Annotated in this window: 17 protein-coding genes and 2 pseudogenes; 9 read left to right on the top strand and 10 right to left on the bottom strand. The window is 61.6% G+C overall.

Features of this window, described 5'->3' with window-relative positions; translation table 11 throughout:
- Nucleotides 1-7: 7 nt before the first annotated feature.
- The 3 genes from ACO055_RS00900 (at nucleotide 8) to ACO055_RS00890 (ending at nucleotide 3795) form a co-directional block, all read left to right on the top strand.
- Nucleotides 8-850 (top strand): p-hydroxycinnamoyl CoA hydratase/lyase, encoded by an 843-nt coding sequence (locus ACO055_RS00900; RefSeq protein WP_422060737.1) that lies wholly within the window; start codon nucleotides 8-10, stop codon nucleotides 848-850.
- A gap of 29 nt (nucleotides 851-879) precedes the next feature.
- On the top strand, nucleotides 880-2181 hold the full coding sequence (locus ACO055_RS00895; protein ID WP_422060736.1) for a hypothetical protein: 1302 nt from the start codon (nucleotides 880-882) through the stop codon (nucleotides 2179-2181).
- A gap of 90 nt (nucleotides 2182-2271) precedes the next feature.
- Complete coding sequence (locus ACO055_RS00890) at nucleotides 2272-3795, top strand: class I adenylate-forming enzyme family protein (RefSeq protein ID WP_422060735.1); 1524 nt, start codon at nucleotides 2272-2274, stop codon at nucleotides 3793-3795.
- Nucleotides 3796-3809: 14 nt separating this feature from the next.
- On the opposite strand, the gene ACO055_RS00885 is transcribed toward ACO055_RS00890, so the two are convergent.
- On the bottom strand, nucleotides 3810-4247 hold the full coding sequence (locus tag ACO055_RS00885) for a MarR family winged helix-turn-helix transcriptional regulator (protein WP_422060734.1): 438 nt from the start codon (nucleotides 4245-4247) through the stop codon (nucleotides 3810-3812).
- Between the two features lie 758 nt (nucleotides 4248-5005).
- Between ACO055_RS00885 and purU the strand changes: the two genes are divergently transcribed.
- Nucleotides 5006-5863, top strand: a complete 858-nt coding sequence (gene purU / locus ACO055_RS00880; RefSeq protein WP_422060732.1) for a formyltetrahydrofolate deformylase — start codon at nucleotides 5006-5008, stop codon at nucleotides 5861-5863.
- Between the two features lie 4 nt (nucleotides 5864-5867).
- On the top strand, nucleotides 5868-6740 hold the full coding sequence (locus tag ACO055_RS00875; protein ID WP_422060731.1) for a bifunctional 5,10-methylenetetrahydrofolate dehydrogenase/5,10-methenyltetrahydrofolate cyclohydrolase: 873 nt from the start codon (nucleotides 5868-5870) through the stop codon (nucleotides 6738-6740).
- Here ACO055_RS00875 and ACO055_RS00870 read toward each other — a convergent pair.
- From ACO055_RS00870 to ACO055_RS00855, 4 genes and pseudogenes are all read right to left on the bottom strand, one after another.
- Nucleotides 6737-6970 (bottom strand): annotated as a pseudogene (locus ACO055_RS00870) (transposase); the annotation flags it as partial. The gene ACO055_RS00875 and the pseudogene ACO055_RS00870 sit on opposite strands and share 4 nt — an antisense overlap.
- Before the next feature lie 673 nt (nucleotides 6971-7643).
- Nucleotides 7644-9794 carry a catalase gene (locus ACO055_RS00865; protein WP_422060730.1) on the bottom strand — a complete coding sequence of 717 codons (2151 nt, stop codon included), beginning with the start codon at nucleotides 9792-9794 and terminating at the stop codon, nucleotides 7644-7646.
- 68 nt (nucleotides 9795-9862) lie between these two features.
- The gene (locus ACO055_RS00860; protein ID WP_422060729.1) at nucleotides 9863-11143 is read right to left on the bottom strand and encodes a glycoside hydrolase family 130 protein; all 1281 of its coding nucleotides are present in this window, start codon (nucleotides 11141-11143) and stop codon (nucleotides 9863-9865) included.
- Between the two features lie 12 nt (nucleotides 11144-11155).
- Nucleotides 11156-13387, bottom strand: a complete 2232-nt coding sequence (locus ACO055_RS00855) for a glycosyltransferase family 4 protein (RefSeq protein ID WP_422062385.1) — start codon at nucleotides 13385-13387, stop codon at nucleotides 11156-11158.
- A gap of 330 nt (nucleotides 13388-13717) precedes the next feature.
- Here ACO055_RS00855 and ACO055_RS00850 point away from each other — a divergent pair, with 330 nt between their 5' ends.
- The 4 genes from ACO055_RS00850 to ACO055_RS00835 all read left to right on the top strand — a co-directional run bounded on the left by ACO055_RS00850 (nucleotide 13718) and on the right by ACO055_RS00835 (nucleotide 16725).
- Complete coding sequence (locus ACO055_RS00850; protein WP_422060728.1) at nucleotides 13718-15439, top strand: FAD/NAD(P)-binding protein; 1722 nt, start codon at nucleotides 13718-13720, stop codon at nucleotides 15437-15439.
- The gene (locus ACO055_RS00845) at nucleotides 15436-15954 is read left to right on the top strand and encodes a DUF1543 domain-containing protein (protein WP_422060727.1); all 519 of its coding nucleotides are present in this window, start codon (nucleotides 15436-15438) and stop codon (nucleotides 15952-15954) included. Before ACO055_RS00850 ends, ACO055_RS00845 begins: the two co-directional genes overlap by 4 nt.
- On the top strand, nucleotides 15951-16208 hold the full coding sequence (locus ACO055_RS00840; protein WP_422060726.1) for a DUF3606 domain-containing protein: 258 nt from the start codon (nucleotides 15951-15953) through the stop codon (nucleotides 16206-16208). Before ACO055_RS00845 ends, ACO055_RS00840 begins: the two co-directional genes overlap by 4 nt.
- A 166-nt stretch (nucleotides 16209-16374) precedes the next feature.
- Nucleotides 16375-16725, top strand: coding sequence for a response regulator (locus ACO055_RS00835; RefSeq protein ID WP_422060725.1), 351 nt, complete (start codon nucleotides 16375-16377; stop codon nucleotides 16723-16725).
- A gap of 406 nt (nucleotides 16726-17131) precedes the next feature.
- On the opposite strand, the pseudogene ACO055_RS00830 reads toward ACO055_RS00835, so the two are convergent.
- From ACO055_RS00830 to ACO055_RS00810, 5 genes and pseudogenes are all read right to left on the bottom strand, one after another.
- Nucleotides 17132-17464 (bottom strand): annotated as a pseudogene (locus ACO055_RS00830) (ATP-binding protein); the annotation flags it as partial.
- 162 nt (nucleotides 17465-17626) lie between these two features.
- A complete protein-coding gene (locus tag ACO055_RS00825) occupies nucleotides 17627-17974 on the bottom strand; it encodes a putative quinol monooxygenase (protein ID WP_422060724.1) in 348 nt (115 codons plus the stop codon).
- A 46-nt stretch (nucleotides 17975-18020) separates the two neighbouring features.
- Nucleotides 18021-18512 (bottom strand): nuclear transport factor 2 family protein, encoded by a 492-nt coding sequence (locus tag ACO055_RS00820; protein ID WP_422060723.1) that lies wholly within the window; start codon nucleotides 18510-18512, stop codon nucleotides 18021-18023.
- A gap of 91 nt (nucleotides 18513-18603) precedes the next feature.
- Complete coding sequence (locus ACO055_RS00815; protein ID WP_422060722.1) at nucleotides 18604-20241, bottom strand: arylsulfatase; 1638 nt, start codon at nucleotides 20239-20241, stop codon at nucleotides 18604-18606.
- 142 nt (nucleotides 20242-20383) lie between these two features.
- Nucleotides 20384-21337: a TauD/TfdA dioxygenase family protein gene (locus ACO055_RS00810; protein WP_422060721.1), complete on the bottom strand. Its 954-nt coding sequence runs from the start codon at nucleotides 21335-21337 to the stop codon at nucleotides 20384-20386.
- Between the last annotated feature and the right edge of the window lie 29 nt (nucleotides 21338-21366).

Here is a 21366-nt window from a genome sequence, read left to right as displayed (position 1 = left end):
AATGACGATGAGCAGCGAACGCGCGGAAGCCGACACAGTTTCTCTTGAAGTGAGCGAAGGCATTGCCTGGGTGCGGTTCAACCGCCCCGAGAAGCGTAATTGCATGAGCCCCAAGCTGAACCGCCAGATGCGAAGGATCATCGAAGACGTCGAATTTCGCGACGATGTGCGCGTCCTTGTGCTTGCCGGCGCGGGCGAGGCCTGGTCGGCCGGGATGGATCTCAAGGAATATTTCCGTGAAACCGAGGCCGAAGGCCTGGGTGCGATCCGCCGGGCCCAGCGCGAAGCTTATGGTTGGTGGGAGCGGCTGCGCTGGTTCGAGAAGCCGACGATCGCAATGGTCAACGGATGGTGCTTCGGCGGCGGCTACGGCCCGCTCTTTGCCTGCGATATCGCGATTGCCGACGAAGCGGCCCAGTTCGGCCTGTCGGAAATCAACTGGGGCATTCTGCCTGGCGGCGGCGCCTCGAAAGTCGTTGCGGATCTCATGCCGCTTCGCAAGGCGATTTACCATGCCATGATGGGCGAGAACCTCTCGGGGCGCCAGGCGGAGGAACAGGGCCTTGTCACCGAGGCGGTCCCCGCCGAACGGCTGGAAGCCCGCGTCCGCGAAATCGCGGCTGCGCTCGAAAAGAAAGATGCACAGTCGCTGCGCGCGACAAAATGGGCCGTCCGCCGGGTTGTCGAAATGACTTATGACAACGCCGAAGACTATCTGGTGCGCGCGCAGGAAGCCCTTCACAGCTTCGGCGGCGTGGAAGCCCGAAAGGAAGCGACACGCCAGTTCCTGGACGAAAAGTCCTTCAAGCCGGGCCTAGGCACGTTCGACACCGCCAAGATCGGCCGCTGATCGCCCCGGCGCCACCCAGATATTCGAGAATGGACAAGATAATGGAAACCGGCCCGTTCAAGGACCTTCGCGGTCTGCCTTATTATGACGAACCCATCACTTACCTGGCTTTGGCGGGCCGTATATTCGCCTGGGAGTTCGATGGCTGGAAGAAGGAAAGCCTCTCGTGGAAAAACGGGTGCTACATCCACGCCGGGCTGAGCAGCCTTCCAACCATTCGCTTTACCGGCCGCGACGCTGTCCCGTTCTTTGAATCCATTTCGACGAACAGCTTTGCGAAATTCTCGATCGGCGCGATGAAACATGCGGTCATGTGCAACGAGCAAGGGCTGATCGCCGCCCATGGGGTGCTGCAACGCGATCAGGAAGATGTGCTGACATTCTTTGCGGCGGGACCATGGCCGATTTACCAGCTTGCCAAGTCAGGCTTCGACGTGAAGCGGGCGATGGTCGATATCAGCATCTTCCAGGTAGCGGGCCCGACCTCGCTGGCAACGCTCGAACGCGCTGCCGGAGAAGAGCTTTCCGACATCCGCTTCCTGCGTTATCGCCATGCGACCATCGGCGGCAAGCAGGTGGAAATCGCGCGGCTCGGCATGTCGGGAAATCTCGCCTATGAAGTGCGGGTTCCGGTTTCGGACGGGCCGGAGGTCTATGATGCAATTTTTCGCGCCGGCCAGGATCATGGTATCCAGCGCCTCGGCTGGCGAACCTATCTCGTCAATCATATCGAGGGTGGCTTTCCGCAGCAGAATTGGACGTTCCGGCCCGCCGATCTTGAGGATCAAGGCTACCGGGACTTTGTCGGCAACCGGGATTTTCCGGCTCATATCAGCGGCAGCGTCGATCCCGCCGACATGCGCGCCCGTTACCGCTCGCCGTTCGAGGTCAACTGGCAATCGACGACGAAGTTCGACCATGAATTCATCGGCCGCAAGGCTCTCGAAGCCGAAGCCGCCAATCCGCGTCGCACCGCCGTCACGCTGCGCTGGCACCCCGAGGATGTTCTCGACATCCACGCGTCACTTCTGAAGCCCGGGGAACCGTATAAGACGCTCGACCTGCCGTCGTCGCCTACATGGAAGGAAGGCGTCCTTGGTCACGCCGACCATCTCCTCAAGGACGGCCGGCCGATCGGCTATTCGTCCGGCACTGTCTACAGCTACCACTACCGCGAAGTCCTCTCCATGGGCTGTATCGATATCGACGAGGCCCGCATAGGAAACGAGGTCACGGTGATGTGGGGCGACCATGGATCGCGCATCAAGCCGGTTCGCGCCGTCGTCGAGCGCTACCCCTATCTGACCGAGGACCGCAACGACGCCATCTAGGCCGGCCGCCGCGTCCACCCGAATGGGCCGAGCTTGCTCTCGCGAAACGAGGGACAGAATAACCGCCGGCCCGAAGCATTGGAGAGGAACATGACGAAATCCGCAGGCGGCGTGCCGGTGCATGCCGTTACCGTTTCAGACTTCGACGGGGTTGCGCAGCACGCGCGCAGCGCTCCCGACCGCCTGGCGTGTATCGACTGCGAAACGGGCGCCGAATACAGCTACCATAAGCTGGATGCGTTGGTCGATGCTGCCGCCGGCTGGCTGGCGAACCAAATCGACGAGGGGGCCCGACTGGCATGGCTCGGGCGCAATAGCGTCGACATGTTGGTCGCCCATCTCGCCTGCTCGCGGTCGGGACGCATCTTCGTCCCTCTCAACTGGCGCCTCGCCGCGCCCGAGCTCTCCGCGATCCTCGCCGATTGCGAACCCGCGATCATCGTCGCCGGCCCCGACTTCCGGGACACCGCAGCCGACGCGGCCGCCCGCGCCCAGATCGACTGCCGGGTAGAGGCCGGTCTCGGGAGCGCCCCATTTTCGAAGAGCGGCCCCGCCCGCGATCCGGAACAGCCATGTCTTCTGCTTTATACTTCGGGGACTACGGGACGACCCAAGGGGGTTATCCATAACGAGCGCAGCATCTACTACAGCTCGCTGAACCTCGTGTTCGCTTCGGATCGCGGGCCGAGGTCGCGCGCGCTGTGCGATGCGCCTCTGTTCCACGTCATCGGATTGCTGGTGATGTGCCGGGCATCGCTGGCTGGCGGCGGGACCGTCCTTATGTCGGCCGGCTTCGATCCGGCGAAGACCTTGTCGCGCCTGAGCGATGCCACCCATTATTGCGGCGTACCGCAGATGATCGACCAGTTGCGTCAACGTCCGGAATTCTCGGAGTTCGACGGCTCGCGTCTCGTCAGTGTCGGTGTCGGCGGCGCGCCTAGCACGGCGGAACTCCTCCAGTGCTGGCATGATCGCGGGCTCCCGTTGCTGATCGGGTTCGGCATGTCCGAGATTGGCGGCTTCATGAGCATGTCGGCTACCGATCCCGCTGCGTTGGAGCGATTTCCCGGTTCATGCGGGCGGCAGCCCTTTTTTGGTGCCGTTCGCATATGCGACGACGACGGCGCGGACCTCCCGCCCGGGCAACCGGGAGAAATCTGGGTCCGCGGTCCTACGGTAACACCCGGCTACTGGCGTCGGCCCGACGAAACGGCTGCGCTGTTTCGGGACGGGTGGATGCGTACGGGCGACATTGGAAGCGTCAATGAGCAGGGCTTCCATTTCATTGTTGATCGCAAGAAGGACATGTTCATCTCCGGCGGCGAAAATGTTTATCCGGCTGAAATAGAAAGCGTGATCGCCGAAATGCCCGGCGTCGTCGAAGTGGCCGTGGTCGGCGTGCCCAACCCGCGCTGGGGCGAAGTGGCCTGCGCCTTTGTCGTGGGGGATGTTCGCGCCGACGAGGTCATCGCCGCCTGCGCTCGGTCGCTGGCCAAATTCAAGGTTCCAGCGCATGTTATCGCCAGCGAGACGATCCCGCGGAACGGGGCGGGCAAGCCGCAAAAGCACATCTTGCGCGCCATCTTCGAAGAGGGGCAGGCGATTGCCCCTTGACCGAGGCTCGCGCCCTATTCCGGGTCGATCTCCAACAGCGCGCGCATCGAGGGTATGAAATGATCACGGTGCGGATCCGGTATCGCGGCAAGAAGATCCTGTTCCAGACCCGATGTAATCACCCGGACTTTCTTAAGATAGTCGCGCCCCGCGCGTGTCAGGACGACCGCCTGCGACTTCCGGTCAATGGGCGCCCGCACGATCAATCCGCGCGCTTCCAGGCGGCCGAGCAGCGGCACCATGTTCGCGCGTTTGATGTCGAGGTTCTTTCCGATCTCGCTCGACGTCATGTCCTTGCGCTCACCAATGAGCAAAAGAGCCGACGCATCGGAAATCCTGAGGTCAAGCGCGGAAAGTCGCTCGGCAAGTCGGCCCATCCACGCCTGCGCCGCGCGACGCAGAAGATATCCGGGGAGACGATAGAGCAGGTGCTCATCCCTGGACTGGCTCACGGCAGACTCCTCCATGCATCTTCTCGGCCGGGCCATTCCCGATCACGCGTCCTGCATATGGGATCGGCCAATCGCGCGCTAGCATTATTCGTCAAAGCTTATGATTAGACTTGGCGGTTCCCCCGGATGCGAGAGACAGTTCACGATGCCGATGAAGACCGCCGGCAAGTTTGCATTCCAATGCCCGGCAGCCATGTGACTCCGGATACCGATCCGGCAAAACCGTCAGCAGACAGCAGGTCTTGCGCGGCCTGTCATTCGGTCGCGCCGCCAGCGCTCTAAGCTCGACACGCGCGGCAACATCCCAGCGTCTGCGAGCCGAACGCACATGGAGCATTTTCCGTCCTGCGAACCATCCCGGCCCTGACGTGAGAAGAAGGCCGCTCGGCGATAGGCATCGCTCCCCTCGCCTCCCGGGGAGCGTGACCATGAAAATGGCGATCGACTCGGCCTCAAATGCCCAGGCGTCGACCGCGCGTCGGTCATCGCACCAAGTCCTCAACCTATTCCCTCCGGCCGCCCCTAGGCTGGGCTCACCAGCGGGCGACATTTAGTACCAAGCTATCTTCGTAAATTCTTATGTCATGTTTGGCGAATTGATTGGCCAGGTCGATTGGGTTGCGCGAGAGCGCGACAACGGATGTCGGAACATATCGCCCCGCTCCGCTTCGATGAAGGGCGGGCGATATCCCCGACAGGAGCCCGACATCACCACGCCTTGAAGAGCGTCGCCAGCGCCCGCTCGACCGGAGAAATAGATGGCCAACAACTTCATTCTGAGGCTTCAAAGTCCCGACCGACCCGGTCTCGTTTCGACGGCCGCGTTATTTCTCGCCGAGCGCGGGGCGAATATAACCGATGCTCAACAGTTCAACGACAAGCTCAACGGTCGTTTCTTCATGCGCATCGCGTTCGATGCCGCCCCTGCCGACACGAGCGAGGCGCTCGGCACCCATTTCGCGCCCATTGCCCAGGCTGCGAATATGGAGTGGTCGCTTCGCGCGGAGAATTTGCAGAAGAAGGTAATTTTGATGGTGTCGAAGTGGGACCATTGCCTTGCCGACCTGCTATATCGCCACCGGCTCGGCGAGCTCGCGATGGACGTCGTCGCGATCATCTCGAACCATCCGCGCGAGGTGCTTCACACATCTTTGTTGGGTGATATTCCGTATCACTTTCTGCCGGTCACCAAAGAGACGAAAGCGAGGCAGGAGAGCGCGATCAAGGATATCGTGACCTCCACGGGGGCCGACCTGGTGGTGCTGGCGCGGTACATGCAGATATTGTCCGACGATCTGGCCTCCTTCCTGGCGGGACGCTGCATTAACATCCATCACAGTTTCCTGCCGGGTTTCAAGGGCGCAAAACCCTACCACCAGGCCCATGACCGGGGGGTCAAAATGATCGGTGCGACCGGACATTATGTGACCGAAGATCTCGACGAAGGGCCGATCATTCACCAGGATGTGGAGTGGGCAGGACATGCCGACACGCCCGAGGATCTCGTTCGCAAGGGCCGCGACGTCGAGCGGCGCGTGCTCGCCGAAGCTGTACGGCTGCATCTCGAAGACAGGGTCTTTGTGAATGGCGCACGTACGGTCGTATTCAGGAGTTGAACCAATGAGTGTGCTGATCGATGGCCGGGCGATGGCACGCGAGCTGGTCGAGCGAACCGCTATCGCGGTCGCCGAACTCGAGGCGGACGGTATTTCTCCTTCGCTTGCCGTGGTGCTCGTGGGGAATGACGCGGCGAGCGAGGTCTATGTTCAGCGGAAGATCGTTCAGTGCGCCAAAGCCGGCATTCGTTCGATCGAGCATCGCCTCGCCGGAGATTGCGACGAGGCCACCCTCATGTCGCTGATCGAAGATCTCAATCGGGACGCAGGCGTCCACGGCATTCTTGTCCAGCTTCCGCTGCCGGCGGCGTTCGACGCGAGCGCCATCCTCGACCGGATTGCGCCCGAGAAGGATGTCGACGGGTTTCATCCGGTGAATGTCGGCCGGCTGTCGACGGGGACTGGCGGGCTTGTGCCGTGCACGCCGCTCGGGATCATGATGCTGCTCGATAGTGTCATCGAGGATTATCGCGGTCTCAACGTCGTCGTGATCGGCAAGTCGAACATTGTCGGGAAACCGGTCGCCATGCTCCTGCTCGAGCGGGAGGCCACGGTTACCGTCACGCATATCGAGACGCGCAATCTTCCGGATATCGCGCGCGCCGCGGATGTCGTTATCGCGGCGGCCGGAGCGCCCCATCTTGTCAGAGGCTATTGGATCAAGCCGGGTGCGATCGTGATTGATGTCGGCATCACGCGGATGCGCGATCATGACGGTTCCACGAAGATTGTCGGAGATTGCGCGACGCACGAACTTGAGCATGCAAAGGCGGTTACACCCGTGCCTGGCGGCGTGGGACCGATGACGATTGCTTGCCTTCTCAGCAATACGGTGGCCGCGGCACGAAATCTCGGCGCGCGGTCGTCACCTCCTTGACGCGATTGTCGGGTGCCCATGCAATAGCCGACGACCAGCATCCGGATCATCAGCTCCGGGTCGATCGAGGGCCGACCCGTCTCGCTATAATAGGGGCGCAGATGCTCGCGCAGACCGCCGAGATCCACGAACCGGTCGACCGAGCGCAGCAGGTGGTCCGCCGGAACATGATCCTCGAGGCTGAAGCTGTAAAACAGCGCCTCCTGCATCACCGTCCGCTCGCCCATCATCTGCCGTCTCCCGATAACAAGACAACTGAATCATTCCCCGCGCCTCACTGCAAGCGGGAGTTTTTCAACAGAATAGGGCGCAAAGTCGCCAATCGAACCGGGACAGAATGTAGGTGATTTCGTGACGTCGCTAGTTGTTGCTCGACGTCATTCCTTATCTTTCGTTGTCATTCAAACCGTACACGAATGCAGCTAAGTACCTGATTTATTTAAATGAATTAGCGGCCTCTTAATCAGCGGGTCCTAGGTTCGAGCCCTAGTGCGTCCACCATTTCCATGAAATCATCGTGAAATTTATTCCAGCCTGGAGCCAGGTCGAGACCGGCCGCGAATTGGGTCGGAAAACTCTGCGCAAAGCGCGAGTCTATCGCTGTGAAAGCAGCTATTTTTTCCACACTGTAGCGCTTCGCGTTCGCTGACGACTTTGCGGGTAGAGCACGCTCCGTCCGTCCGGCAGTGGCCAATTGAAGACCGTCCGCTCCTGCGGGTTTGTCAGCATGGCGGACGTTCGCGGACCTCCCGAGCATTCGCCATTAGAAGAATCTGCGCCGCTGCCGGGCGCAATCTCTCCGCCGGGCTCGAGCCGAAACAGCCGTGCAAAATGATTCAAGTCTACGTCTGCGCGGCGATCGCAAAATCAACCTGCGCCGACCAGATCGGACTCTATAGACGGCTAAGCCAGATCGCGCACCTTGGGCTCGCGGGCCCAGTGGCGCCGCGTGCCGACATCGACAAATCCGTCGATCGCAACGACGCCGCCATCCGGCTCCACTCCTGCCTTGTCGAGCAAGACCTGCGTCGCCTCATCGTGCGCGATCGTCTTGCAATGCCCATAGGCGTCCATGAACCACTGAACTGCGGCGCCCTGTTTCGAGAGCGCCTTAGCCTGTTCGTCGGTCAGGATCGAGGCAACCGCATCGAACAGAACCGACGGCGAACCCGCGAGTTGCCCATCGGCCTTGAGCGTGCCGCCCTTGACCTTGATCCCGCCGACCTTGGGCGCGACGAGGAAAGCCGTGCCGCCAGCGCCCTCGATATCTCCCTTCAGCTTTTCGATCGCCGCCTTGTCCGACCCTTCGGCGAAGAGGATCGCGACCTTGCGGCCCTCCATCGTGTCGTCGGCATTCTTCTGGATCGACAGCGCGTCGGAAGGTTTGAGATCGACCGGCGCACGCGCGGCCTTTTCTTTTGCCGGCAGATCGATCGCGAGGCCGGCGGCAACGCGTTTCGCCAGATTCTCGTCGATGTTTCGAAGCTGGCCCACGACCCTCGCGCGGACATGGTCGAGCGTGACCTTCGACAGTTCGAACACCAGCGCCGAGGCGATATGCGCCTGTTCATTCTCGGTTTGCGACAGATAAAAGAGCCGTGCCTGACTGAAATGATCCGAGAAGAGTTCGGCGCGAATGCGCAGCTTCTGCGCAGGATCGTTCCGCTCGTCGTTGGTCCTGAACGTCGCGAAGCCCGTTTCGGTGCTGGCGCGCGGACCGCCATTCTCGCCCGCTTCGGCAAGGCTGTTGGGTTCGTAATTGGCACGCCCGGTCGGCACGAGCGTCTGCATCATCCCGTCGCGCTGAAAATTGTGGAACGGGCATTTCGGCGCATTGATCGGGATCTGGTGAAAATTGGTCGTACCCAGCCGCGACTTTTGCGTGTCGAGGTAGGAGAACAACCGGCCCTGCAGCAGCGGATCGTTACTGAAATCGATGCCCGGGATGATGTTCGACGGCAGGAAGGCGACCTGCTCAGTCTCGGCAAAGAAGTTATCGACGTTGCGGTTCAGTGTCATTCGACCGACGATCTCGACGGAGATATCCTCCTCGGGGATCAGCTTGGTCGCGTCGAGCACGTCATAAGGCTGCTCCGCCGCGAAGGCCTCGTCGAACACCTGTACGCCGAGATCCCACGCCGGAAAGTCGCCTGCGTCGATCGCCTCGAACAGGTCGCGCCGGTGAAAATCGGGATCGGCGCCGGCGATCTTGACCGCTTCGTCCCATGTCGTCGACTGGATGCCGAGAACCGGCTTCCAGTGGAATTTGACGAATTTGCCGTCGCCCTTTTCGTTGACGAAGCGGAACGTGTGGACACCGAAACCTTCGATCATGCGCAGGCTGCGCGGAATCGTGCGGTCGGACATCGCCCACATGATCATGTGCATCGCCTCGGGCATCAGACCAATGAAGTCCCAGAAGGTGTCGTGCGCGCTCGCCGCCTGCGGATAGCCGCGATCGGCCTCCATCTTCACGCTGTGAACGAGATCGGGGAATTTCATCGCATCCTGGATGAAGAAGACCGGGATATTATTGCCGACGAGGTCCCAATTGCCGCTGTCGGTGTAGAGCTTGACCGCGAAACCGCGCACGTCGCGCGGGGTATCGACCGACCCCGCGCCGCCCGCGACGGTCGAGAAGCGAACGAACACGGGGCAGCAGTCGCCAGCCTTCTGGAAGATCGACGCCTTGGTCAGTCCGGGGATTGCCTTGGTGCATTCAAACACGCCGTGCGCTCCCGAACCGCGCGCGTGAACGATCCGCTCGGGGATGCGCTCATGATCGAAGTGGAAGATTTTCTCGCGAAGGACGAAATCCTCAAGCAGCGTCGGCCCACGCTCACCGGCGCGCAGCGAATTCTGGTTGTCCGAGATACGGTGGCCGAAATTATCGGTCAGGTATGACGCAGCGGCCGGATTGCCGCTCGCCGCCACGTCCTGATGCAACTCATCTCCGTTCCCGCGGTTCGCCGCGATCTTCGGCTGGCCTTCGCCGGGCTGGTGTTCGCGAAGCGCATGATCGGTGGCGGGGGACGGCGGCGGAGCTTTCGGCATCGGTCGTTCCTTCAGCCGCGGTACGCGACCATCTTATAATCCGCCGCATCGCCATATGTTGCGTAGCGCTAATCCATCGCCGCCAGAATTTCCGAAATCGCGACGAACGCAAAGCAGACCGAACTGTCGGCGACGCCATAGGGCAGGAATATATCGTCACCGACGCGGATTGCGCCGCAGGTGTAGACGACATTGGGGACATAGCCCTCGCGGTCTTCGTCCGCGGCCGAAAGGATCGGATTGGCAGTCCGACCGATCACCTTCGATGGATCATCCTTGTCGAGTAGGACGGCGCCGATCGCATATTTGCGCATCGCGCCGACGCCATGGGTCAACACCAGCCAACCTTCGTCGAGTTCGATCGGCGCGCCGCAATTGCCGATCTGGATCAGCTCCCAGGGGAAGCGCGGTTCAAGCAGCAATCCGCCGCTCTCCCACTCGTCGATCTTGTCGGAGCGCAGCAAATACAGATTTTTACCGTCCTGGCGGCCAATCATCAAAAACTGCCCGTCGATCTTGCGCGGGAACAGTGCCATCCCTTTGTTTCGCCCGGCGGCGCCCTTGATTGGCGTCAGTGTGAAATCCTTGAAATCGCGCGTGCGTAGCAATTCGGACTGGATGTCGCGGCCGCTGTACGCCGTGTAGGTGCCGATCCACTCGCTCTTGCCGCTGTCGCGCTCGAACTCGAGCAACCGCAGATCCTCGAGCCCGTTTCGCTGGGCCTCGGTGATCGGGAAAATCACCGTCCCGGACAGGGTGCTATCCTTCTGGCGATAGAGCGAGACGACATCGTCGGGTTTGTCTTCGCGGTGTGGGCCCAGCATCGCCGCCGTGGCGAAACCCGGTTGGGGCAGCAAGGTCAGTTCGCGATCATGGGTAATGATGCCTTCGCGAAACGCTATCGTCGAAATATGTCCCTCGCCCACCGCGCGCAGCGAAAGCAGGATGCGGATGCTCCCCTGTTGCAGCCCGCTTTGATCCGGATGACGCACGACGCTCGGGTTCATCAAGGCCGCCGCGGCATAGCTATATTCATGACAGAAATAGGCGCCGATCAGGAGACGGGTTTCGCGCCTGAGAGTCAGGCCTTCGAGCCCGAGCTTGGGTTCGATCTCATTGAAGCGATCCTCGAACACCTTCTCGATCTGCCAGTGCCGGTCAGCGAAGTCCCGCAGCACCACCCCGAGTTCCGCACGTACCGTCCGTGGATTGAGGGAAACGATCTCGCGCGCCAGCCGCTGCACGCGTTCAAGATCGGGACCCGACGCCTGCCATGCTAGATGGAAGGGCCGCACGACGACGCGTGTCGGGTCGGCGTGCAACCGCAGTTCATGCTGGACCAGATGCAAATCCTTGTCCTCTCAGCCGACCTTCCGGACAAAATCCCGAATGGCATAGGTCGCGTGTTGATAGGCGAGAACCGACTCCGCGCCCTCATTCAGATTCAGCCCACGCGGATTTATGCCGTCTTTGCTCGTGCCCGTGACCGCATCGCCGACGATCACGCCGCGGTCGTTGCACCCGCCGAACCATTCATAAGCCCGCCGCGCATGCGTGAGCCAGATGTCGTCGCCGGTTACGTCGTAAGCCGCCGAAGCCGCGTCGATGGCGGCCCAGATTTCGAGCGGCTGCTGATCGAAGGGGCGCGGCGGTTCGTAGGCACGACCGAAGCTGTCGGAACCGACGGGGCGATAATGACCGGCGGGCGAGATCTGCGCATTGTTGATCCACCGCAGCGTATCAACTCCGCACGCGATGACGTCGGAACGCTCCAGCCGCACGCCCGCGCGCAACATCGCTTCTGGCACTCGGCAATTGTCATAGGCGAGCACCGGCTCGAACCATCGCCAGTCTGGCCGCGCCGCGACTTCGTAGAGCGCAATCAGCCGGTCGGCGCCGCTGCGCAATATCCGGTTCGCCAGGTCCTGGTCGGGATGGGTCGCGAGCACGAAGTCGGCGCCCATCATCGCAAAGGCGATGGCACGCGGCGACTGGAAATCCAGAGCGGATGCAGCAGTACGCTCGAACAGCTCATGCGCCCATTGCCGGAGACCGGCGTCACGTGCGTCGCGGGCCGTCGCGCCGAGCGCCCAGAGGGTGCGCCCGCAGCTATCCTCGGATCCTACATCCTCGAGCCAGTTGCGCGCGAAGCCCATGAAGTTGCGAAATTCGCCGCGGTCGGGGTTCCAGGCATGCTGAACGAAACCCGCAAACACCGAGGTCAATTGTCCGCACCTAGCGAGCGCATTGTCGTCCAGCCGGTGCATCAGCATCAGCGCGCGCGCATTGTCGTCGACACAATAGCCGTGCGCGCGATCGGGGACCATATGAACGCTGTGCTGGAGGATCCCGGTATCGTCACAAATGCGAAGAAACCCGTCGATGCCTATCCGGTCGGGAATGGGCGCTGATTTCCGCACGACGCGGCTCTCGCTTATCAGCGCGCAGGTTCTCTCCGCGAACACCGGCCAGATCAGGTCGCGACTGCGGTCATAGGCGCGCTGCTGCAGCGTGAGCAGCCGATCGGGATGACGGAGCAGGTAGCCAATCTCGTTTGCGATCGCCTTGCTGTCGTTGAAGGGTACCAGTACGCCATGATCTTCGGCGAGCAGTTCGACGGCGTGAACATAGGGCGTCGATATCACGGCCTTGCCCAGCGCCATCGCGTAGGACAGCGTGCCCGACGTCGATTGCTGCGCACCGGTATAAGGCGTCACATAGATGTCGGCCGCCTCGAGAAGATCGAGCAGATCGTCCGTGTCCATGAACGCATTGATCCACCGGACATGCGCATCGACCCCGAGCGACACGGCCAGCGCCTGAAGCCGGTCTCGATAGGCTTCGCCTTCATGGGCCAGCAGATTGGGATGCGTGGCTCCCGCGATACAATAGAGGAAGTCGGGGTGATCTTGGACGATCGAAGGCAATGCCTCGATGACCGCCTCTATCCCCTTGCCCGGCGACAAGAGCCCAAAGGTCAATGCGACCTGTTTGCCCTCGAATCCGAACTTCGGCTTGAACCGCAGCGCGCGGCCAAACGGCCGGTCAGGGACGCCATGCGCGATGAGCGAGATTTGGTCTTCGTCGGCGCGATAGATGTTGCGCAGAAGGTCGCGAGAGCGTTCGGACATCACGACGAGCTTGCTGGCGCGTGCGATCAGGCGGTCCATTACACGCCGCTGGTCTTCGTCGGGTTTGGCAAGAACGGTGTGAAACGTGATAATCAGCGGCGCGGCAAGACGGTCGACCAGTTCGAGAACCATATCTCCCCCCGGCCCGCCATACAGCCCAAATTCGTGCTGAAGCCAAACCACGTCGGCGCAACTCGCGTCTATCGCCTTCGCTGTCTCGATAAAGCTGGCGGCAACGCCTTCGGTGATCGATGCGCGCACGACAGGATCGAAAACCGTCTGTACCCCGGCAGGCGCCATAGCATAAACATCGACCGCAAGATCCGGCGCCGCGTTTCGAAGCGAAGCGAATATATCGGCGGTAAAGGTCGCGATCCCGCAGCGCCGGGGAAGGAAACCGCCGATCAGCGCGAGGCGGACCGGATCAGTTCCGCCGAGGCCAAGCGATTGACAGGCTTCCAGGCCTTCGTCGAACGACGTGCGATCGGGAGCTTCGTACACAGGCGTATACCTTCCAAGTTGAAGCGACAGAAGGCCTCACCCAATGAGTCGATGATTTTTGGGACGTGCTGCGGACCGCAGTGCGTCCGGAAATAGAACAAGTCTGGGCGGCATTGGTTCCGTCTTGCGCAAGTCACGTGGGGCCGCCCAAGAGGCCTGCAACAGACCTCAACCTCGAGAACCCAGGTCGTTAGCAGCTGTTGCGGTCCGCCAAGACAATCCGTTTCCGCTCGCTCTTCGAACACTCCGCTTGAGCTGGGATCGACCCGCAACAGTCGTAAAATATGATCTATGCTGGTCATTATTCGCGCACCCTTTCTGCGCGCGGCGCATTATAGTGCGATGACCAGATCGATCGCATTTGTCGGCGCCGGCCCGACCACTATCTACACGCTGCATGCTCTACTCGATCGGAGCACCGCGCCCTTTTCGCTCACCATCTTCGAAGAGCAACCAACTGCGGGGCGCGGCACGCCCTATCGCCCCGGCTGGAACGATCCGGCGATGCTCTCCAACATCGCCAGCATCGAGATTCCGGCGCTGGAGATGACGCTGATCGACTGGCTACGGGCCCAGCCGGCCAGCCGCCTACTGGCCCTCGGAATCGATCCTGACGAGATTGGCGAACGGACCTTTTATCCGCGCCTCGCGCTCGGCGATTTTTTCACAGACCAGTTTCACGCCGTCCTCGACCGGGCAAAAGCCCGCGGCATTTCGGTCGATGTCAGGACACGTTGCCGCATCGTAGATGCGATCAGCGAACAGACCGCGATGAAACTCATCGTCCGCGCCCGGTCCGGCGCGCTCAGCGAGGCGCGCTTCGACCATGTCGTGCTGGCGACCGGGCACCAATGGCCCGAGGATCCGCAAGCGCGTCCGGGCTATTATCTCAGTCCTTGGCCTGCGTCGGCGCTGGCGGACATTGCACCGACACAGATCGGAATTCGGGGAACGTCCCTGAGCGCGATCGATGCGGCTGTGGCGCTTGCGGTGTCACACGGTGAATTCACCGAAGATGGCGAGGATCAGCTCATCTATGAGCCCGCGCCCGGCACAGACGAGTTCCACATGACGATGATGTCGCGAAAGGGGCTGCTTCCCGAGGCAGACTTTTTCGCGCCGCTGCCCTATGAGCCGCTATCGATCTGTACGCCCGAAGCGATGGAGGCCTTGATCGCTGCCGACGGGCTGCTGCTCGACCCCGCCTTCGCGCTGTTCAAGCAGGAGCTCATTGCCGCGGATCCGGATTATGCGGCCAGAACGGACCTCGCCAATCTCGAACTGGAGGATTTTTGCGAGCGTTACTTTGCCGAACGCGCCGACGTGGACCCCTTCGAATGGGCAGAAACCAACCTGGCCGAAGCGCGATGGAATTACGAGCGCGAGCATACGGTACCCTGGCGTTATGCCATTCTGCGCATGCACGAGGTTCTGGCGCTGATCGTGCCGCACCTCGACGCCGAGGAATATCGGCGCTTCGCCAAGCATTTCAAACCGGTTTTCGTCGACGATTATGCCACCGTCCCGCATGAATCGATCCGGCGTATGCTGGCGCTGCATCGGGCCGGAAAGCTCGACGTGCTTGCTATCGGGGACGATTATCGGATCGACAGCCATCGGCCCGAAGGCGGGGCGGTCGTCACCGCAATGAGCAAGCGTCACGCCTTCCCGATTTTCATCGAAGCGACCGGGCAGCGGCCGCTGCAGGCGAAGAGCTTTCCCTTCCCCTCGCTCCTGCAGCAAGGCATCGTGCGCGACGCACAGCCCGGCGCGCCGGCGGGCGCTTCGCGCGGGATCGCAATCGACGACCAATTCCATCCGGTCTCAGACGCCATTCCAGAAGATCAGCTCTTCTGCCTCAGCCTTCCCTTTCTGCTGGGAAGGCACCCTTTCATTCAAGGCATCACCAGCTCGCACGAGATGGGCCTCGTTGTTGCCGAACAGCTCGCAATGGCGCTTTTGCGCGCTACGCCTCCGGCTCCCGCCAATGACGAAGGGGAGATTGCCGCATGAAGCTTTTTGCAATCTACATCGGCGGCGAGATCGAAGGCGCCAACATCGAACTCCATGACATGCGTTTTGTCGTCGCGCCTTCGATCACCGAGACCTACGACGAGCTTCGCCGCCAATGGTGGGGCATTCCCGACAGCCTCCATATCGACTGCTGGGCAGAGATCGACCAGGTCGACGGCCATGACGTAACTCTCCGGCCCGAGCCCTTCGCCGGACCCGAGCGCCTCTACTATGTCAATCTGGGCGGCTACGCCGAGGGCGAGTTTCTCGAGAAGCACAAGAATATCTTCGTTGTGGCCGACAGCCTGCCCAAGGCCAAGGCTCGCGCCCTCAAGAGCGCGGCCGATTGGCGCGAGCCGCACCGCGACGATATTTATGAGGCCGAGCAAGCAATCGCCCTCAGCGACAGTGGCGGCCCGCAGCGACTGCATGTGCATCTTGTACCTAGCCAAACCCGCAAGGATCTCATGTTCACGTGCGATTATACGCCGATACGCGTGAGATCTGCGGCATGACCATTCCAATCCCCGAAGCGACTTTCCATCGCCTTGCCGATGTGCACGGAACGAGGACCGCGATCATGAATACAGGACTCCCGGACGATGGCTTGATTAACCGGAGCGACCCGAAGGCGATGCTTGCCTGGGTCCGCATATTAGGCGTGCATCATCCGCGGATCCTGATCGCGGTAGCAGTGGTTGGACCGAGCCACGATGCGGTGCGTGACTATCTCAGCAACAGCACGACCTGCTTCAGCCCCAACAATTGAAACACCCTGATATTTCGATCTTGACGCGGCAGGACGGCCACAGACTTGGGACTCGTTCGTCGCGTCGGCGTGAGCGTTGCACGTGCCGTGGAACATATCGAAGAGCGGGCCGTTGTCCGATCTTGTGCGCGCCTGACCGCCGATTTCATCAACCCGGAGGGGCCCGATGCTCGTCAATATTCTGGTCGTCGAGGACGATCCTCTCGTGGCGATGATGCTGGAGGACTATCTGGATCTCCTCGGGCGCAAGACGGTTGCGGTGGTTGAAGATGTGGCATCTGCCCTTGCGGCAATTGCCGATCTTCAAATCGACGCAGCATTTGTCGACCTTCATCTCGCCGGTAGCGAGAAAAGCGAGCCTATCGCCGAAGCCCTTTACAAAAAGCAGATATCGTTTCTCGTGTGTACGGGAGGGTTCGTTCAGCCTGCTACGCCGATCTATGAAGGCAGGCCTGTCCTCATGAAACCGTTCAACTTTGAAAAAATCGAGGAGGGCCTCCGCGCGTTGCAGGCTTGATTTGCTGATTTTCTGACTGGCGTGCAGTCCGTTTTTTCCACGGCAACCGTCCGGGATTACGCCCAAATGACTCTCCCCGGACTTGCCTCCGGCAACCCGATCCCGCCATGTGCATTAGAGATAAACCATTAGGGAGCGGAAATTGACCAGCCAGACTATCGACCAACGGGCCGTCGCCTCAACCGGAATCGAGGGCTTGGACAATATCCTCGCCGGCGGCCTTACCCGCGAGTGTCAAACGGCGTTCAAACGGGACCCCCGATCGGCGTCGAAGAAGGACCCCCTTGCGGATATGATGGGGGTTTGTTGAGGTGAGCCTTGCGCTGCGTGCGGCGGAGGTCGGGCGTAGCCCGACCGGAGGCGCACGCAGCGCAAGATAGATTTTTGAAGGCGGCGAAGGTGGCGGTCAGCTGCGGTTTTTGAAGCGCCAGCTATCGTTGCCCGTCTCGACGATATCGCAGTGGTGGGTGACGCGGTCGAGCAGCGCCGTGGTCATCTTGGGATCGCCGAAGACGGTAGGCCACTCGCCGAACGCGAGGTTCGTGGTGATGATGACGCTGGTGCGCTCATAAAGCTTGCTGATGAGGTGGAACAGCAACTGCCCTCCCGAGCGTGCGAACGGCAGATATCCAAGCTCGTCGAGCACGATCAGGTCGAGCCGCGACAGCTGCGCCGCCAGGGTCCCGCCCTTGCCGATCCGGGTCTCCTCTTCGAGGCGTGTCACCAACCAGAGCAAATTGGCCGCCGCCGTCTACTGAACAGTGCTCATGCTTTCGGAAATTGGGCGCACAAACTCTAACGAATTTGAAGAGCTCTCCAGTCGAGGGGGAGGCCCGGGCGATATGCGTCGCCACACCCACGACATGCAGCAGACCACGAGGCCCCTCACGGCTATTCACCTTCAGCTGGATACCTCGAAAGCGGCGGTCGCAAGACCTGCATCATTATAAACCGGCCCCTCGCGTTCGACGGCAAACTTGCGGCTGATCGCGTTCGTCAGGCCATAGGCCGAAATGTGGCTGAGCATTCCTCGATACTGCGAACCAGCGAGATGAGCAGACAAAGCCTCAGGGCTGTCCCACTCCTCGAACACATGTATGCGCGCCGGATCATGCGGATCGGCGGTCCAGAAATAGCCAAGGCACCCGGGCTGAGCCTGGGCGCCATCGATCCATTGTCGCGCGCCGTCCAAGGCCTCTGTACGACGCGCCGGATCAATATCGACCTTTGCTTCGACGATGATCTTCATCGGCATCCCCTTTGTCGTATCGCAGATGATGGAGGCAGAATGCTTCCTAACGAACCGCTGGCTCTCGGCGCAGCGGAAGAAAATTGCGGCTCACGAAATGCCAACGCCCGCCGACTTTGGAGCAAATATCGTCATAGACTCCCATGTCGTGGTGAGTGACGCCATCGCGCGTATAGGTCTCGGACGTGTAGGATCGCATCGAAGCCCGATCCCCGTCGATTGTCATAGCACCCGGCCAGGCCCGAAAAACGATACCGGGAAACGCCTCCATCGCGGTTTGCCATGTGTCGACGACCAGAGCCTTTCCAGAAAACTCGCCGAAACCGGGAAGAACCCAAAGGCAGTCTTCGACCCATGTCGTCGCCCAGGCAGCGGCATCGTGGCGACATACGGCGTCGGCATAGGCGTCGAGCAGTTCGCGAAGCGCCATGCGATCTTCCAATGGTCCGGAAAAGGTCATCACAACTCCACGCTCGAGTGCCACACGTGTCAACTTGTCGAACCATGCATCGCGCGTGCCTGTAGCGGCACTAATCATTGCGCTAATCAGGTGCGTGCCTTCCGGGCCGGGGAAAACATTCGAGCGAAAATGATTGCAACCGGAATCGTCTGAACACCGAGAAGACCCGTCAGGGACGATAAGGAATGGCGTCGGGCAAGGTAACGCCAACGCGCTTGGCATAATCGTCCCAGGCCGCGGCCAGAGCCGCTTTCCGGTCGGGATCGGACAGCGACAGGTCGCGCGTTTCGCCGGGATCGCGGGCGATGTCGAACAGGCGCCAGTTGCCGTCGCCGATGTCCGTCAGCTTCCAATCACCGCGGCGAAACGATCGCGATCCGAAAAGCTCCGATCCGATCCCATTCTCCGCACCATAGACATGCGCGCTCGGATCACGGAGCCAGCGCAGCCAGGAGCGGCCGGTGATCGGTCGAACGGTACGGCCGCCGATTTGCGTCTCGGACGTATCGGTTCGGGCCAGATCGAGAAGAGTCGGCGCGATGTCGGCCACCGACAGATATTGGGTCTCGACGCCTTCGCGCCGCGCCACGCCAGCACCGCTGATAAAGGCTACCGCACGCGTGCCACCCTCACTCTGATACCCCTTGGTCAGCCATGACGGCGCGGTCGCGGCCTGCGCCCAGCCGGCGCCATAGGTCAGGTACGACGACGCCGCGCCGCGATTGGCGATGCGGTTATCGGCGCCTTCAAGCGAACTGGCCAGCATTTGCGCGCCCGTCGTTTCGACGTCGAGCGCCTCGGCGCCATTGTCGGCGAGGAAGACGATGACGGTGTTGTCGAGTTCGCCCGATGCCCGCAGCGACTCGATCACCCGGCCGACATTCTGGTCGAGCCGGTCGACCATCGCGGCATAGATTTCCATGTTGCGCGCGGCGAGCCGCTGTTGGTCGGCGGTCAGCGAATCCCAGCTGCCGTCGCGGTTGCGCGGCGTGTGGGCGATGACGTCGGGCGCGAGGATGCCGAGCGCTCGCTGCCGCGCCAACCGCCGCTCGCGCAACACGTCGAACCCCTCGTCATAGCGGCCTTTATAGCGCGCAATATCCTCGGGCGGCGCCTGCAGCGGCCAGTGCGGCGCGGTAAAGGCGAGATACGCAAAGAAGGGCTGCTCCCCCCTCGCCTTCCCGTGCCGTTCGCCGAGAAAGCCAATCAGGCGGGTCGCAAAATAGTCGCTCGAATAGAAATCGGACGGCAGCCGCGCGACCGCCTTGCCGTCTTCGCGATAGGTGGCAACGCCGCGCGTGGCGGGGTCGGCTGAGGGATCGGCGTCGGTGCCGAAATGATTGTGCCCGCCCTGCAGCAGCGCAAAGCTGCGCTGAAAGCCGCGCGCGTGCGGATCCTGCTGCGGCGTCAGCCCCAGATGCCATTTGCCCGACAGCACCGTGCGATAGCCATTGGCGCCGAGACGCTCGGCCAGCGTCGCGACGTCGCTGCGCAAATAGCCTTCGTAACCCGGCTTGCCCTTTTGGTTCGGACGGATCATCTCCGCCATCGTGCCGAGGCCGGCCAGATGATTGTCGGTTCCCGACAGCAGCATCGAACGCGTTGGCGAACAGGTCGGTGCGGTGTGAAAGCCCGCAAGACGAATGCCCTGAAGCGCCAGCTTGTCGAGATTGGGGGTCCGGATTTCGCCGCCGAACGCGCCGAGGTCCGAATAGCCCAGATCGTCGGCGACGATGACGAGAAGGTTCGGCCGCCGCTCCTTGGCCTGCGCCGGTACAGACGCGGCCACGACGACAAGAGCGAGCATTGAGGCGAAGCGAAACATTCGGAAAATCCCTTTGCAATCAAAAGGTCGGCGCGCCCGGGCGAATGAAACCCGGGCGCGCCGCAGACAGGACCGGCGCAGTCACAGGAAGGATCGGGAGAGCCATAAGCGCCGGCCGATCTCGTCAGGCGGGTTCGTATTGAACCGCCTTGTCCTTGCGAACGGTGCGGCTCTTGCGTCCGTCGATCGCGACCGGAATCTCGCCCGCGATCGTCGCGCGGCGCAGCGTCCGGCGCTGCAGCCCGAAATCGGCGGTCGCGCGGTGCTGGGTCGCCTGATTGTCCCAGATCGCCACGTCGCCCTCGCGCCAGCGCCAGCGAACGACATTCTCGGGCTTGGTGATATGGTCCTGCAGCGTCTGGAACAGCCGCGCGCTGTCGGTAGCGTTCAACCCGACGAACTGCTTGACGAAATGGCCGAGCAGCAGGCTGCGCTGGCCGCTCACCGGATGCACGCGCACCACCGGATGCTCGGTTTCATAGACCGTCGAGGCAAAGACATTGCGATGCTCCTTGATCCGTTCGCGCGCCGTGTCGTTGTCGGGCGCCGACTGCAGGATCGAAGCATAGTCGTAAAGGTTGGTGTGCGTCGCCCACAGCGTGTTGACAAGCTGACGCAGCACTTCGGGCAGACCTTCATAGGCGGTCTCGCCGTTCGCCCATTGCGTGTCGCCGCCCGCCTCGGGGATCGTCAGCGCGCGCAGGATCGACGCTTTGGGATACGCATCGACGAAGGTCACATCGGTGTGCCAGCTCGACGCGGCATAGCCCTCGCGGCTGTCGAGTTCGAGCAGATAGCGCGACCCTTCGGCAACCGGCACCGTCGGGTGCGCGATCGGGTCGCCGAGCAATGCGGCGAAATCTTCATGCTCGGCGTCGATCAGATGCTGCTGGTCGCGAAAGAACAGCACCTTGTGCCGTACCAGCGCGGCCTGGATCGCCTGTACGGTGGCCGCAGGCAGATCCCCCGACAATTGCACGTTGTTGACGATGGCACCGATGGTGCCGGTCACCGGGGTGACGTCGAGGTCGATACTTTTGTCGCGGGCATTGGCGTAGCTGTTGTGAAGGTCCGTCATGATCATTCTCCTAAGCGGTTGGACGGCGG

Origin of the sequence: Sphingopyxis sp., from assembly GCF_965227415.1 — a bacterium.
Classification (GTDB): Bacteria; Pseudomonadota; Alphaproteobacteria; order Sphingomonadales; family Sphingomonadaceae; genus Sphingopyxis.
Note: the sequence above shows the minus strand (reverse complement) of the source record. Positions and strands in the feature narration are given on the sequence as shown.